The 15,160-nt window shown below is 39.8% G+C and carries 13 protein-coding genes and 1 other annotated feature; of the genes, 11 read left to right on the top strand and 2 right to left on the bottom strand.

The window, feature by feature from the left end; all coding sequences use genetic code 11:
• Positions 1-217: 217 nt before the first annotated feature.
• From ulaG to LJE11_RS13875, 9 genes are all read left to right on the top strand, one after another.
• The gene (gene ulaG / locus LJE11_RS13835; protein ID WP_119241413.1) at positions 218-1,321 is read left to right on the top strand and encodes an L-ascorbate 6-phosphate lactonase; all 1,104 of its coding nucleotides are present in this window, start codon (positions 218-220) and stop codon (positions 1,319-1,321) included.
• Between the two features lie 72 nt (positions 1,322-1,393).
• Positions 1,394-2,893 carry an FGGY-family carbohydrate kinase gene (locus LJE11_RS13840; protein WP_173679397.1) on the top strand — a complete coding sequence of 500 codons (1,500 nt, stop codon included), beginning with the start codon at positions 1,394-1,396 and terminating at the stop codon, positions 2,891-2,893.
• Positions 2,868-4,280 carry a PTS ascorbate transporter subunit IIC gene (locus tag LJE11_RS13845; RefSeq protein WP_173679396.1) on the top strand — a complete coding sequence of 471 codons (1,413 nt, stop codon included), beginning with the start codon at positions 2,868-2,870 and terminating at the stop codon, positions 4,278-4,280. The genes LJE11_RS13840 and LJE11_RS13845 overlap by 26 nt, the downstream gene beginning before the upstream one ends.
• Positions 4,281-4,318: 38 nt before the next feature.
• Positions 4,319-5,356: a hypothetical protein gene (locus LJE11_RS13850; RefSeq protein WP_173679416.1), complete on the top strand. Its 1,038-nt coding sequence runs from the start codon at positions 4,319-4,321 to the stop codon at positions 5,354-5,356.
• Between the two features lie 109 nt (positions 5,357-5,465).
• Positions 5,466-6,164: an L-ribulose-5-phosphate 4-epimerase gene (locus LJE11_RS13855; RefSeq protein WP_173679395.1), complete on the top strand. Its 699-nt coding sequence runs from the start codon at positions 5,466-5,468 to the stop codon at positions 6,162-6,164.
• 179 nt (positions 6,165-6,343) lie between these two features.
• Positions 6,344-7,306, top strand: coding sequence for a sugar-binding transcriptional regulator (locus LJE11_RS13860; protein ID WP_179961408.1), 963 nt, complete (start codon positions 6,344-6,346; stop codon positions 7,304-7,306).
• Between the two features lie 17 nt (positions 7,307-7,323).
• Entirely contained in the window at positions 7,324-7,761 is a 438-nt protein-coding gene (locus LJE11_RS13865; RefSeq protein WP_008706382.1) for a PPC domain-containing DNA-binding protein, read from the top strand.
• A gap of 299 nt (positions 7,762-8,060) precedes the next feature.
• Complete coding sequence (locus LJE11_RS13870; RefSeq protein ID WP_055199806.1) at positions 8,061-8,600, top strand: RNA polymerase sigma factor; 540 nt, start codon at positions 8,061-8,063, stop codon at positions 8,598-8,600.
• Positions 8,597-9,391: a hypothetical protein gene (locus LJE11_RS13875; protein ID WP_020993636.1), complete on the top strand. Its 795-nt coding sequence runs from the start codon at positions 8,597-8,599 to the stop codon at positions 9,389-9,391. Before LJE11_RS13870 ends, LJE11_RS13875 begins: the two co-directional genes overlap by 4 nt.
• 18 nt (positions 9,392-9,409) lie before the next feature.
• On the opposite strand, the gene LJE11_RS13880 is transcribed toward LJE11_RS13875, so the two are convergent.
• Entirely contained in the window at positions 9,410-9,724 is a 315-nt protein-coding gene (locus LJE11_RS13880; RefSeq protein ID WP_020993635.1) for a hypothetical protein, read from the bottom strand.
• 519 nt (positions 9,725-10,243) lie between these two features.
• Positions 10,244-10,486: a binding site (T-box leader), on the top strand.
• A gap of 72 nt (positions 10,487-10,558) precedes the next feature.
• On the opposite strand from LJE11_RS13880, the gene LJE11_RS13885 reads away from it, so the two are divergent.
• Complete coding sequence (locus tag LJE11_RS13885) at positions 10,559-12,253, top strand: carbon starvation CstA family protein (RefSeq protein ID WP_008706394.1); 1,695 nt, start codon at positions 10,559-10,561, stop codon at positions 12,251-12,253.
• Between the two features lie 93 nt (positions 12,254-12,346).
• On the opposite strand, the gene LJE11_RS13890 is transcribed toward LJE11_RS13885, so the two are convergent.
• A complete protein-coding gene (locus LJE11_RS13890) occupies positions 12,347-13,258 on the bottom strand; it encodes a 4Fe-4S dicluster domain-containing protein (RefSeq protein WP_008706395.1) in 912 nt (303 codons plus the stop codon).
• A 256-nt stretch (positions 13,259-13,514) separates the two neighbouring features.
• On the opposite strand from LJE11_RS13890, the gene LJE11_RS13895 reads away from it, so the two are divergent.
• Positions 13,515-14,360 carry a LysR family transcriptional regulator gene (locus tag LJE11_RS13895; protein WP_020993634.1) on the top strand — a complete coding sequence of 282 codons (846 nt, stop codon included), beginning with the start codon at positions 13,515-13,517 and terminating at the stop codon, positions 14,358-14,360.
• Positions 14,361-15,160 lie beyond the last annotated feature (800 nt).

Here is a 15,160-nt window from a genome sequence, read left to right on the forward strand (position 1 = left end):
GTTGGAAACATAAACAAATAATAAAAGAGATAGCGAAGAATGATAGATGTTCTTTTCTTTCTCTTTTTTGTTCACTGTAAATTACAAATGTTCAAACACTGAAAAAATGTAAATTGCACATTTGTGCAGATAGTGAAAATATGTTGAAATATAAAAATGCAGGTGATAATATACTCTCAACAAGAGAAAAACGTTATAATCAAAAGGAGAGAGATTCATGAGTAAGATTAGTGAAATGACAAGACAGAGCTGGATTGAAAGTACTTTTCCGGAATGGGGTACGTGGTTAGTAGAAGATATTGAGAACGAAGTAGTAGCGCCGGGAAATGTAGCAATGTGGTGGTTAGGATGTACAGGTGTATGGTTCAAGACACCGGCAGACACAAACATTACCATTGACCTCTGGTGCGGAAACGGAAAACGTACACACGGTGATGGAAAAATGAAAGTCGGACATCAGATGGCAAACATGTGTGGAGGAAGAGCCATGCAGCCAAACCTGAGAAACGTTCCATTTGTAATTGATCCATTTGCATTTAAGAAAGTAGATGCAGTTCTTGCCACACATTATCATCAGGATCATATGTCACCGGAGTGGGCGGCACATGTGATCAACAGTGGAATGACAACTACAGATGAAAACGGAAAAGAAATTCCGGTGCCATTTATCGGACCAAAGAAATCCGTAGAACTCTGGCAGAAATGGGGTGTTCCGGCAGAACGCTGCATCACAGTAAAACCTGGTGACACCATTAAGATCAAAGACATCGAGATTGTAGCGCTGGATTCCTTTGACAGAACCTGTATCGTAACAACAGATTCCACAGGTCCGGACAGAGAAGAACTTACAGGCGTATGCCCGACAGACATGGACGACAAAGCAGTCAACTATCTGGTAAAAACACCAGGCGGAAATATTTATCATTCAGGAGATTCACACTTCTCCATCTACTTTGCAAAACACGGAAAAGACTATGATATTGATGTAGCATTCGGTTCATTTGGAGAAAATCCCATCGGTATGCAGGATAAGATGACATCTATCGATATCCTTCGTATGGCAGAAAATTTGAAATGTAAAGTAGTAGTTCCAATCCACTGGGATGTATGGACAAACTTCCAGGCAGACTGCGATGAGATTAAGGTTCTGTATGATTTCAAGAAAGACAGAAATGAATATAAATTCCATCCGTTCTTCTGGCAGGTAGGCGGCAAATACACATACCCGGCAGACAAGGACAAGATTTACTATCACCACAGAAGAGGATTTGAAGACTGCTTCGAAGCACCACAGAATATTCCGTTCCGTTCCTGCTTATAAAAACAGAATTGTCTGGAAACGGTTGGTAAAGAGTTATCATGTGGAGCAAAAATGTATGAGGAGAAATTTGGGATGAATGTATTGGTAATTGATGTAGGAACATCAAGTATGCGAGGAATACTTTTTGAACATCAGGGGAAATGTCTGACAGAGAAACAGGAATTCTATCAGGCAACCTATCTGGAAAACAGTTGGGTGGAACAGAATCCGGCGGACTGGGAAAATGCATTGTACAGCATTTTGAAACAGTCCGTAGCAGAAGCTGAGAATATGGGAGAGAAGATTGATGCAATTTCCATTACTTCACAGCGTTCTTCTGTAATTCCGGTAGATGAGAATATCCGTCCACTAAGTAATGCGATCATGTGGCAGGATAAAAGAACAAATTATATCTGCGAATCTATGGAAAACCTGAATGACAAGGTATTTTCCCTATGCGGTTCCAGGGTCAATCCGGTATTTTCAGGCTCCAAGATGATGTGGATTCGTGAAGAACGTCCGGAAATCTATGCAAAAACATATAAATTCATGGTCATCCCGGATTATCTCATTTATCTGATGACCGGACGTATCTGCACAGATTATACATATGGAAGTCGTTCACTTTTGATGAACATCCGTACTCATGAATGGGATGATGAACTTCTGGAAATTTTCCATGTGGAAAAAGAAAAATTGTGTGAACTGATAGAACCGGGAAGTGTCTGCGGACATATTACAAAAGCCTTTGCAGAGATCACGGGATGTCAGGAAGGAATTCCTGTGATTACAGCCGGAGGTGACCAGCAGTGTGGAGCCATCGGACAGGGAGTAGTCAAAAAAGGTGTCATGTCTGTAACAACCGGAACAGGTGGCTATCTTATCACAGCAACAGATCAGGTGCCGGAAAATCTGGAACAGGATGCAATCTGCAACTTCTCATCTGTAAAAGGCCAGTATATTCTGGAATCCAGTGTATTAACCTGCTGTTCTGCATTTGACTGGTTCAGAAGACAGTTCTATCCGGACAGTTCTTTTGATGAGATTAACCGTGAAGTAGAACAGACACCCATTGGTTCCCACGGATGTCTTTGTATTCCATACTTTATGGGAAGGTCCACACCGGACTGGAATAATATGGCAAAAGCAGAGTTTGCAAATGTAACTCTCGGAACAACAAAGCAGGATATGCTGAGAAGCCTTCTGGAGGGAATCTGCTATGAAATCCGCAATGGAATCGATATTATGAACAAATATGTAAAAGTTTCTGACATCTACATCAATGGAGGTCTTTCCAACAGCGTTCCATTCAATGACATACAGACCAATGTCTATGGTATGAAGATCATCCGCAGAGGAAAAGCAGATGCCACAGCCAGAGGGGCACTTATGATCGCAGTCACAGCAATGGGAATTTTTGAGAATGTAGAAAAAGCATTTGAGTGTATCAGCCGTCAGGATGAAGTGAAAATTTATCTTCCGGATGATAAAAAGATTCTGGAATACGAAAGATACAGAGCACAGATGAACCGTATTTATAAGAGAGTGTGGGGGGAGAAGCAAAAAGATGGCAGGTTTGAATTCCATATTTAATTTTTTAACAAGCAATATCCTGACAAGAGCAGAGCTTTTTGTAGGTCTGATCATCTTGCTTGGATATATTCTTCAGCGAAAAAAATGGTATGAATGTGTAGGCGGATTTTTTAAGGGTGTGATCGGCTACCTGATCCTGATGGTAGGTGCCAACGGACTGATCACCACATTCCGTCCGATTCTTGTGGGATTAAATGAAAGATTTCAGTTAAATGCAGTTGTAATTGATCCGTATTTCGGACTGAATGCTGCAAATGAAGCATTAGAGAGCATCGGCTGTTCCGCTGCATGGGCAATGACATCACTTCTCATTGCATTTATATGGAATATTATTTTACTGATTTTCAAAAAGTGGACGAAGCTGAGAACACTTCTTCTTACCGGACACATTATGGTGCAGCAGGCTACTACAGTTACCTGGATCGTATTCCTGTTTATTCCATATCTGAGAAATATTACAGGTGCGATTCTGGTAGGAATGCTGGTAGGTACTTATCAGGCAGTCAGCTCCAATCTTACAGTAGATGCCTGTCTCAACCTTACAGACGGAAAAGACAGATTTGCAATTGGGCATCAGCAGATGGTTGCAGTATGGATCACGGATAAAGTAGCACACATATTCGGAAAAAAAGAAAACTCCATTGAAAACCTTAAATTTCCGGGATTCCTCAAAATGTTTGAGGACAACATTACTGCAACATCTACTTTAATGCTTGTGTTTTTCGGAACCATCATGGCAATCCTCGGTGAAGATTTCATGCGCCAGATTGACAGCGGATTCGCAGAAACAACGGCTTTTCCGGTATATATTCTGATTCAGTCATTATATTTTACCGTATATCTTCAGATTTTAAATATGGGTGTGAAGCTCTTTGTAGGTGAACTGACAGCGTCATTCAAGGGAATTTCAGATAAACTTCTCCCGGGTGCAGTTCCAGCAGTAGACTGCGCAGTTGCATTCAACTATGCACCGGGAAATGCAGTAACCATCGGATTTCTTTGTGGAATGGTAGGACAGGTGATTGCAATTCTGGGACTCATCGTGTTCCATTCCCCGGTTATCATTATCATGGGATTTACTACAGTATTCTTTGACAACGCTATTATCGCTATTTTTGCAAACAAACGGGGCGGTGTAAAAGCAGCCATGATCATCCCGTTTATCTGTGGCCTGATCCAGGTACTGCTGGGCGCAGTTACTGTATGGCTTGTAGAACTGGTGCCGTACGGCGGATGGCATGGAACAACTGACTTCTCGACTGTATGGCTTGGAATTTCTGCACTGTTGAAATGGCTTGGACTTCCAGGTGCGATTATCGCTATCATACTGATGCTTCTGGTTCCGCAGATCCAGTATGCAAAATCGGATAAAGAAAATTATTTTTAGATGAATCGGGCAAGAGTATCTGATTCAGAAAGGAAGTAATCATAATGAATAAAAAAGTACTGGCAAATCTGGAAAAATGTTATTCCATAGCTCCATTACATTATAAAAATGCAGACCACATTCTGGTAGCAGCAGAAAAAACTGACAGATGTATTCTGTTTGATATCAATGGAAATGAAGAAGAGACCGTATGGGAGGGTCCTGGCGGAGTTATGACAATGGTGCAGGTTCCGGGAACAGACGGACAGTTTCTGGCAACCCATAAATTCTATTCTCCTAATGATTCCAAAGAAGCAAAGATTATCATCGCTACACCAAAGGATGGAGAATGGGAAATCCGCACTCTGACAGATCTGCCGTTTGTACACAGATTTGATATCATTGAAAGCGAGGGAAAACATTATCTGATCGCATGCTGTCTCAAATCCGGGCATGAATACAAGGATGACTGGTCAAGCCCTGGAAAAGTATATGTAGCACTTCTTCCGGATGATCTCAGCAGCTTTGATGATAAACATCAACTGAAACTGGAAGTAATTAAAGATAATATGCTGAAAAACCACGGATACTACAGAGTAGTAAGAGATGGAAAAATGTCATCTATCGTCTGTTGTGATGGTGGAGTATTCCGTTTCTATCCGCCCACATCTGCAAACCCGGAATGGACAATAGAAACCCTGTTGGAAACTCCTGCAAGCGATGCCACTCTCATCGACTTTGACGGAGACGGAAAAGATGAACTGCTGGTATTATCTCCATTCCACGGTGACACTGTTCTGATCTACAGAGAAAAAGACGGGAAATATGAACTTGACTATGAATATCCGGAGAAAATCGAATTTCTCCATGCAATCTGGAGCGGGGAAATCCAGGGAAAACCGGTAGTCATGATCGGTCACAGAAAAGGAAACAGAGATCTCCTGAAATTCTGCTGGGAAAACGGACAGTATCACGCAGAACTGATAGATCACGACTGTGGTCCGGCCAATGCTTATGGATTCCATAAGGATGGGAAAGATTATGTGATTTCTACAAACCGTGAAATTAATGAGATTGCTATGTATGAATTTGACTAAAAAGGTTAAAACTGTTCTTTGATTTTTGATGCCAGAGTTAACTTTTTTATTTATGATTTGGACAGTAGAGAGTGAATAATGTAGTTGATTATAGAAAGGAAAACAGATAATGTTAGAAGAACTGAAACAGCGTGTATATGAAGCGAACATGCAGCTTCCGGCACATGGTCTGGTAACATTCACATGGGGAAATGTCAGCGAAATTGACAGAGAAAGTGGATATTTTGCCATCAAACCAAGTGGTGTACCATATGAAAATCTGAAACCAGAGGATATGGTAATCATGGATCTGAATGGCAATAAAATTGAGGGCAAATATAATCCATCCTCCGATACTCCGACTCATATTGAACTTTACAAAGCATTTCCGGAAATCGGAGGTATTGTGCATACTCACTCGTCCTATGCAACAAGCTGGGCGCAGGCAGGAAGAGACATCCCATGCTATGGTACCACTCACGCAGATTATATTTACGGAGAAGTCCCATGTCTCAGATGCCTTACAAAAGAAGAAATTGACCAGTCATATGAGCAAAATACAGGTCTTCTGATTGTAAATGAATTCAGGAAAATGAAAAAAGATGTTCTTGCAGTTCCGGCAGTTTTATGCAAAAACCATGGTCCATTCACCTGGGGAAAAGACGGTATGGAAGCAGTTCACAATGCAGTAGTCCTTGAAGAATGTGCCAAAATGGCAATGCATGCCGAACTTATCAATCCACAGGTAAAACCTGCACCGCAGGAATTACAGGATAAGCATTATTATAGAAAACACGGTGCAAATGCATACTACGGACAGAACGTGTGAAATGTAATATAGTACGTGTGATCAGAAAAGCCAGACCATAAAAATGGAAATGGCAGAAATAGAGGATAGTTTGTGAAAGTCTGCAGAGACTTTACAAATTATCCTTTTTTCGAATATAATGAGGTCAGAGTTAAAACATCTTTTGATACTGATATAATGGAAAGGGATATGGAACAGCAATGGAAGACATAAAAAAATATGAAAATATGACCGTTCAGGAGAAATGGAGCATTCTGGCCACGGTAGCGAATTTATATTACAATTCAGAAATGACACAAAATGAAATTGCAGACAGGATGTATACATCCAGATCCAAAATTTCCAGAATGCTGAAAGAAGCAAGAGAACTCGGTATTGTAGAAATTTCCATTAAAGAACCCTGGGAACGTGACTTGAATCTGGAAAAAGAAATCCAACAGACTTACGGTGTCAAAACAGTAAGAGTTGTTTCCTCAAGAGATACCGGCAAGGAACAGATTACCAGCCGTCTGTCAGAAGTTTCCGCATATTATCTGGATTCTGTTGTTAAAGAAAAGATGGTAGTAGGAATCTCATGGGGAAATACCCTTTATCATATAGTGAAATATATTGATGCAAATAATAAGAAAAATATTCCTATTACAGTGGTTCCGATTATGGGTGCCTCAAATGTGAAACGTCCGGAACGGGATGCCATGGATCTGGCAAAAGACCTGGCGTCTGCATACGGTGGAACATATCAGTATATTTATGCCCCTCTTTTTGTGAAAAATAGAGAATTAAAAGAAATTCTTATTCAGGATGATACTATTAAAACAGCTCTGCAGCTTGCACAGAATGCAGATGTAATTCTGACAAGTGTCGGTTCTGTGGAATATAAAACCTGGGAGAATTACCTTGGGGAAAGCACTTTTCATCTTCTGGGAAATAAAGGAGCGGTTGGACATATTGGCGGTCATTTCTATGATATCAATGGGAAAGAAATCAACACTTCTTTAAATGACAGAATGATAGGAATTGGGTATGATGATTTGAAGAGGTGTAAAAATGTAGTCTGTGTTGCTTATGGAGAAGCAAAAGTAGCAGCTGTTGCAGGTGCTTTGCGAGGTGGTTTTATTAATACGCTGATCATTGATTCTGCCTGTGGCGAGAAATTGCTGTAACAGAATGGAGGTAAAAAATGGACTACAGAAAATTCGGCGAATGCTATTACATAAGAATGGATCGTGATGACGAGATCATCAGTACAATCCTCGAAATATGCAAAAAAGAAAACATCAGATCAGCCACTTTTTCCGGGATCGGAGGATGCAAGGATGCAGAAATCCAGACCTTTATCCCAGAGACAGGCAGCTTCGAAGAACAGCGTATTTCCGGAATGCTTGAGTTGGTATCTTTAAACGGCAACGTGGTCACAGGTGAAAATAATATCTGTTACCATCATACTCATGCAGTATTCTCTTATAAAGATGGTGAACGACATTGCATGGCAGCAGGTCATATGAAATCAATTACTGTACTGTATACTGCAGAAATCGAACTTCGCCCGGTAACAGGTGGAACTATCCACCGCAAATACGATCCTGAAACAGGGACTGGATTCTGGGATTTTAACTAAACCTTAGAAAACGATTTGTTTTGATTGAGCAAGGAAGTTTTGTGCAAACCTTCAAACTGATGTAAGATAAGATTACTCAGTTTGGAGGTTTTATTTTTATCAGGTATCAGAGGTAAATGGATGGGTAGAAGATAAAATGCAAAAGGAACAGTTCATTGAGAGTGTACAGAATTTAACACAAGTTCTGTATACTTTTTTTTATAAGAAATGAAACTTTTTGTTCCCTGGCAGGATATATAAGAATGTAAAGGTTAAAAGCTTTTAATTTTTGAAAGTATTAAAAAGAAAGTTGGGTTGATATGACAGATGAAGCAGAGCTTTTGCAGCGTCTCAGGAATAGAGAAAAAAATTCAATAGATGAAGCAATCCAAATTTATACACCATATTTGAGTACTGTTTTGTATCATATGGCCGGCAATTCACTGCCGAAAGAGGATATTGAAGAAATTGTGGCAGATGTGTTTATTGTACTCTGGAAGAATGCCGGGAGAATAGATTTACAGAAAGGTACATTACGGTCATATCTTGCTGCCGTTGCCCGGAATTTTGCTCTGAAACGGATAAACAGAAAAACGGATCATACATTTCTTGAGGATATTGAACTGTCAGATGGTAAAAATTTCATTGAAGAGAATTTTCATAACAATTATGTATGGGAAACAGTTATGAGTCTTGGCGAACCTGACAGCGAGATTTTTGTAAGACGGTATAAATTTGATGAAAAAATCAAGGACATTTCAAAAGCAATGGGACTTAATATTTCTACAGTTAAGACCAGACTTTCAAGAGGAAAAAGAAAACTCAGAAAAATGTTATCGAATGCGGAGGAAAGATTATGAGAAGAAAAAATTTGCTTAAAGAATTGGGAATACAAAAACAGGCAGATACTTCCTGCAATGCTCTTGATATTGATACAGAGAATATCAGACAGAGAGTTTATGCAAAACTTGACTTCGCAGATACAGAAAGGAAGCAAACGACTATGAGATCAAAAAAGAAAATATTACCTTTGTTGATAGCTGCAACACTTACAATTGGAGCTACTGCTGTGGCGGCAACAGGAAAGATTTCAATGTGGACAGGTTCATCTGCATCACGTGCTGATTATACATCTCTTCCAACGGCAGAACAGGTTACAAAGGATATTGGGTATAGACCGGTATTGATTGATACCTTTGAGAACGGGTACTGCTTCAAGGATGGCAATATTGTAAAAAACAGTTTTAAGGACGACAATGCAAATGTAATTGAGAAGTTTAAATCTGTGTCCTTTGATTATCAGAAGAATGGAGATGTTGTATCGTTTGAACAGCAGAAGTTCAATTCAAAGCTTACACCGGCAGGTGATATTATTGCCACTATAAATGGAACAAATCTGTATTATGTACATTATATAAATAAAGTAGTATCGGATGATTACGAATTGACAGAACAGGATAAAAAAGACCAGGCCAGTGGAAAAGTTGTATTCAGTTACGATGACGGCGCTTCTCAGATTGAAGTCAGTCAGGTTCAAAGCGTTAACTGGAATAAAGATGGCATCCAGTATGATTTGCTGCAAATAGATGGAAAATTATCTGCCGGTGAACTTGCAGATATGGCGAGAGAGGTTATTAATAACAGAAGATAAAGAAAAAAGATGGTGAATTCAGTCCGGTTCACCATCTTTTTGTAACTGTTGTGGAAATACCTGTGAAGGGGTGGCAGCAGCCAAATGGCGGGGTTCTGATCTGTACAGATATAAAATACCGCCAAAGAAACCAAAGATCAATCCTGTATACCCGCCACTGCAAAGGACAACAGTTACCTTTGTAACGAAGGACATACCGCCGATCATGCAGATCAAAAATCCTGCCAGAAGACCGATCGTTGTCCAGCCCATAAGTGAAACAGCCAGAAAAGCTGCGTAAGCATGTGAGTTTTTTACCTGTTTATTAATAGAATTCCATAATGTCTGATACATAATGATTCCTCTTTTCTCTTTCAATTCTTTGATTACTATTATAGAAACAGTTTGTAAAATACACATGCTCGCTAATGAAAAATCTCTGTAAAATTTTCTTTCTCTGTTATATGCAGAGGACGGAGAAAGTACAAGACAGAAAAACAATTACGTATATTATACAAATGAATGCATTTGAAAATGGTTTTATAGCAATCCTCTAAAATAATGCATCTTAATCCAGCCCATCAGAGTGTGAAATCCTGCGTCGGATATCTTTGCCGTGCGTCAGCACGCCTGCAGATATCTTCTTTGTCTTTCGCACTCTGCTGAACTGTCTTAAATGCATTATTTACGAGGATTGCTATAGGTAACAGATAACGATATAAAATGACCGTATGCGTGCGAAGCGGATTGCGAATATCTGCTTGATAATCATACATATTGCATAAAAACACCTATCTATAATTGTAAAATATATATAAATTATCTCTTGATATTTTATAAAAAGAAGAGTAAAACTTTAGATAAATAAAAAAGAGAAATGCATAGAACAGGACAGGTCACAGAAGGAACCGGATTACAGAGAGTTGCAGACAGGTGAGATGCGGCAGATGGTGTTTTGTGATATCACCCGGGAGCATCCCGCTGAAATCTATAGTAAGCAGGGACGTGGTCTTCACGTTACAGAAGAAGCTGTTTGGCTCAGACAGTGTTAAGAGATTGTATCTGGTGACAGGTATAATAATACAAAGTGGTACCACGGAATATTCCGCCTTTGTTATCCAATTGAAAATTGGATAGCAGGGGCGTTTTTTTACATATATAAATAAAAGAAAGAAGAGGGAAGAGATTATGAGTGGAATAGTAATGATGATAATAGCCATCGTAGTGCTTGGTGGAGCATATCTTCTGTATGGCCGTTATCTTCAGAACAAATGGGGCATTGACCCCAAAGCAAAAACACCGGCATATGAGATGGAGGATGGAGTGGATTATGTACCGGCTGATACCAATGTGGTATTTGGTCATCAGTTTGCATCCATAGCAGGTGCAGGTCCTATCAACGGACCGATCCAGGCAGCAATTTTCGGCTGGCTTCCGGTTATGCTCTGGATCCTGATCGGCGGTGTATTTTTCGGAGCAGTTCAGGATTTTGCATCTATGTATGCCTCTGTAAAGAACAAAGGCCGTACAATCGGATATATCATTGAAGCTTATATCGGAAAACTGGGAAAGAAATTATTCCTTTTATTCTGCTGGCTGTTCTGTATTCTGGTTGTTGCAGCATTTGCAGATGTTGTGGCAGGAACCTTTAACGGATTTGTGGCAGATAATGCAGGAACCGTTACCAGGGTAGCAGCAAACGGAGCAGTTGCAACAACTTCCATGTTATTTATCATCGAGGCAGTGGGACTGGGATTTTTCCTTAAATATTCCAAGTTTAATAAATGGATTAATACTGCAGTGGCTATTTTATTATTAGTGCTCGCAATTGCGCTGGGACTTAAATTCCCGGTATATGTAAGTCTTGGAACCTGGCATATTATTATCTTTGCATATATTCTGGTAGCCAGTGTTGCCCCTGTATGGGCGCTGCTCCAGCCCCGTGATTATCTGAACAGTTATCTGCTGATCTTCATGATCGTTGGTGCGGTTATCGGTGTATTTGCAGCCAATCCATCCTGTAATCTTAAGGCTTTTACAAGCTTTAATGTGGACGGACAGTACATGTTCCCTATTCTTTTTGTGACAATTGCCTGTGGTGCAGTTTCAGGCTTCCATTCACTGGTATCCTCCGGTACTGCGTCAAAACAGATCAAAAATGAAAAGAACATGCTTCCGGTTTCCTTTGGTGCAATGCTTATGGAAAGTATGCTGGCAATTATTGCACTGATTGCTGTTGCATCCTTTGCAGATGGTGAGGCAGCAGCACAGGGACTTACCACTCAGCCGCAGATATTTGCAGGTGCTATTGCAAACTTCCTTTCTGTAATTGGTTTGCCACATTCACTGGTATTTACACTGATCAATCTGGCTGTATCAGCTTTTGCGCTGACATCTCTTGACTCAGTAGCCAGAGTAGGACGTCTGTCATTCCAGGAATTTTTCCTTGATTCTGATACAGACGAGGAAAATATGAGCCCGTTCTTAAAAGTAGTAACCAATAAATATTTTGCGACGATCATTACACTGGTACTTGCCTATCTGCTTACAAAGGTAGGATATGCAGAAATCTGGCCGCTGTTTGGTTCTGCCAATCAGCTGTTATCTGTACTTGCCCTTGTAGCCTGCGCAGTATTTCTTAAGAAAACAAAACGCCAGGGCTGCATGCTCTGGATCCCTATGGTATTTATGATGGCAGTTACCTTTACTGCACTGGGTATGACTATCAGTAAGCTTACAAAAGCATTATTTACCACAGGCCTGGACCTTGGAAATACCTTACAGCTTATCTTCGCAGTGTTACTGCTGATCCTTGGTGTGCTGGTAGCAATCCAGGGAGTGAAGAAGCTTTTTGAAAAAAATGATGAAAAACAGACGGCATAATTTATGAAATAAAACTGTTGATATTTTTACATCAAAATAAAAACCTGAAAAAAGACACTTTGGGAAAGTTTTCCGAAGTGTCTTTTTTAATACTCAGCCAATCAATTTCTCATTCACATACTCAAATCCGAGACGTTTCACAGTATCTGCAAATCGTTCTCCTACGATTCCTTCATTTTTGAAGAGAAGGATTGCTTTTTCTATGACTGCCATTACTTCTTCTTCCTCTGTGAAAATTCTGGTAAGAGCCTGACCGTGTGAGACTCGCTTACCCCAGCGGCCTCCGATATAGATTTTATAACCATTTTGATATTCCGGTACTGCGCCGAAAGGACATTTTCCTTTGCAGCGTCCGCAATGGATACATTCTTCAGGATCAATGTAAAGTTTACCGTCAACTAATTTCGGAACGTGTACAGGACAGCTTTTTTCAATCTGACATTTCTTACATCCCCGGCATTTCTCTGAATCCGGTTTTGGGATTCTCTGGCCGATAATTCCCATATCATTCAGATTAGGTTTTACACAGTTATTTGGACATCCGCCAACTGCGATCTTGAATTTGTGTGGGAGTACCACATCGTGATAGCCTACATAAAAACGCTCATGGATTTTCTTGCTGAGTGCAAAGGTATCAATCAGACCATACTGGCAGGTTGTTCCCTTGCATGAGACAACAGGACGCACTTTAGCTCCGGTTCCGCCTGTCATCAGGCCATGCTCTCCAAGGAAGGCGATTGTTTTCTCAATATTATCATAAGGAACTCCCTGGATTTCCATACTCAGGCGGGTTGTCATAGTAATCTGACCATTTCCGAATTTATCTGCAGCGTCCGCAATGGCACGATGTTCATCTGTGGTAATATGACCATTTCCTGTGATGACCCGAATATTAAAGATGTCATCATATCGTTTGTCCTGAAGGCATCCAAGACCTTTTACCCGCTTGATTTCCTCGGGACTCAGTTTTTTGTTGGCGGATGTTGTTATTTTTTCCTCATTCATGTTTAAGTATCTCCTTTATGTAGCTGTTGCTTTTCTCTGATATATACGGTGTTTCTTTTGTTGATTATAGGCTTCATGAATGATAAAATCAATTTATGAGTTTTTATTATACGATAAGTAACATTTATGGAATAATGCAACTGTGAAACTGAAAAACAGAAACCTTTATAAAAAAGCCTTCAGGGCAGAATTTTTTCTTATTGCACAGAAAAAACTATCTGATATCAATAGAGTGGAAGAGTTCAAGGAGAATATTATGTTAGATCACAGAACAGAAACCTTTATGGCTGTATGCAGTGTTATGAATTACAGGGAGGCGGCAGAGCTGTTACATATTACCCAGCCGGCAGTCACCCAGCATATCCAGTTTCTGGAGAAAGAATACGGCTGCCGCCTTTTTCTTTATGAAAACAGAAAACTGATCAAGACCCCTGCTGCACAGATGCTGGAGGATTACTTGCGTTCCGTTCAGCAGCGTGAAAATTTTCTCAGGGAAAAGATAAAAAACAATGGTCTCCGGGAACTGCGCATCGGTGCAACCAAGACCATTGGTGACTATGTGATCACAGACAGGATTCACGATTTCTTAAATCAGCCGGATACAGCACTGACTCTGATCGTGGATAACACAAAGCATCTTTTGCATTTATTGGAACAGAATACTCTGGACTATGCCATCATAGAAGGATTCTTTGACAAAAACAGATTTGGAAGCCAGTTATATCGCCGGGAACCTTTTGTGGGAATCTGTCCGAAGGATCATCCCTTTGCAGGCCGTGAAGTATCTGTAGAGGAGATTCTGAAAGAAACTCTGATTCATCGCGAAAACGGCTCTGGAACTCTGGCTATCTTGGAGGAAAAGCTTTTGGAGCATAATGAATCCCTGGAGCGTTTTCACCGGCATATATGTATTTCCAGCTTTAAGATGATCATCGACCTGATCAAGTCCGGGTATGGAATTTCATTTGTATATGAAGTACTTGCCAAAAGTGACCCGGATCTTGGGATTTTTACATTAAAGGGTGAGCCCATAGTCAGAGAATTTAATGTTATTTATCTGAAGCATGCGGATGTGAGGGAGAAGATGGAATGGTTTTTATGACCGCTTGCGTCTGTACTCGTTGGGAGTCATTCAAAATTGTTTCTTAAAAGCAGTTGGAAGATTAGAATACTGCCGATGAAATGATTTTCTATCTAAATTAATCGAAATTATCATCCACAAAAGTATATTGATTTCATTTTCTGCATATGCTATAATTGCCATAGGCAAAATGATAAAATTAAATTCATTGGTAACACAGCAAAAAGCCTCGGAGGTCGCATCTCCGAGGCTTTTTTATTCCGTTTTGGCAAGGGTGGCTTATTCCCCAGGCTGGCTACCAGCTACTATTTTCTATCCAGCCATTTGCAAATGTAATAGGTGATTACACCTGCCAGAATAGAAAGCATAAATGATAAAATTGTATCCATTGATAGCACACCCCCTTCCTGTACCTGTTTAGGGGTGGTAGCTTGGATATTATATCATAAATTTTTATAATATAATATATTTTTTATTATACAACTGCGCCGAAGTAATTTTCGGATTATCCAGCACTAATATTGAACTTTTTCAGAAATTTTCATTCTCAATATACAAAAGATCTCACATTCGATTATTTAAAAACAATTTCTTCAGTAATCCTTCCATGTGTCTTTGTATTCATGAACTCAATAGATAATTTGTAATTTCCCTTTCCACCAGTTGGTTTAATACTATTCTTATCAAATATACTTTTATAGGGAGAAATTGAATGAAAACCGTTTTGTTATTTTTATTTATTATGAGTGCAGATATGCACAGTTTGCGCTTTCATCTACTACAATATATTTATGGTTAATATCCCTTACAGCCAGTAAGGA

This window comes from Blautia sp. DFI.1.216 (genome assembly GCF_020594215.1).
GTDB lineage: Bacteria > Bacillota > Clostridia > Lachnospirales > Lachnospiraceae > Blautia_A > Blautia_A wexlerae.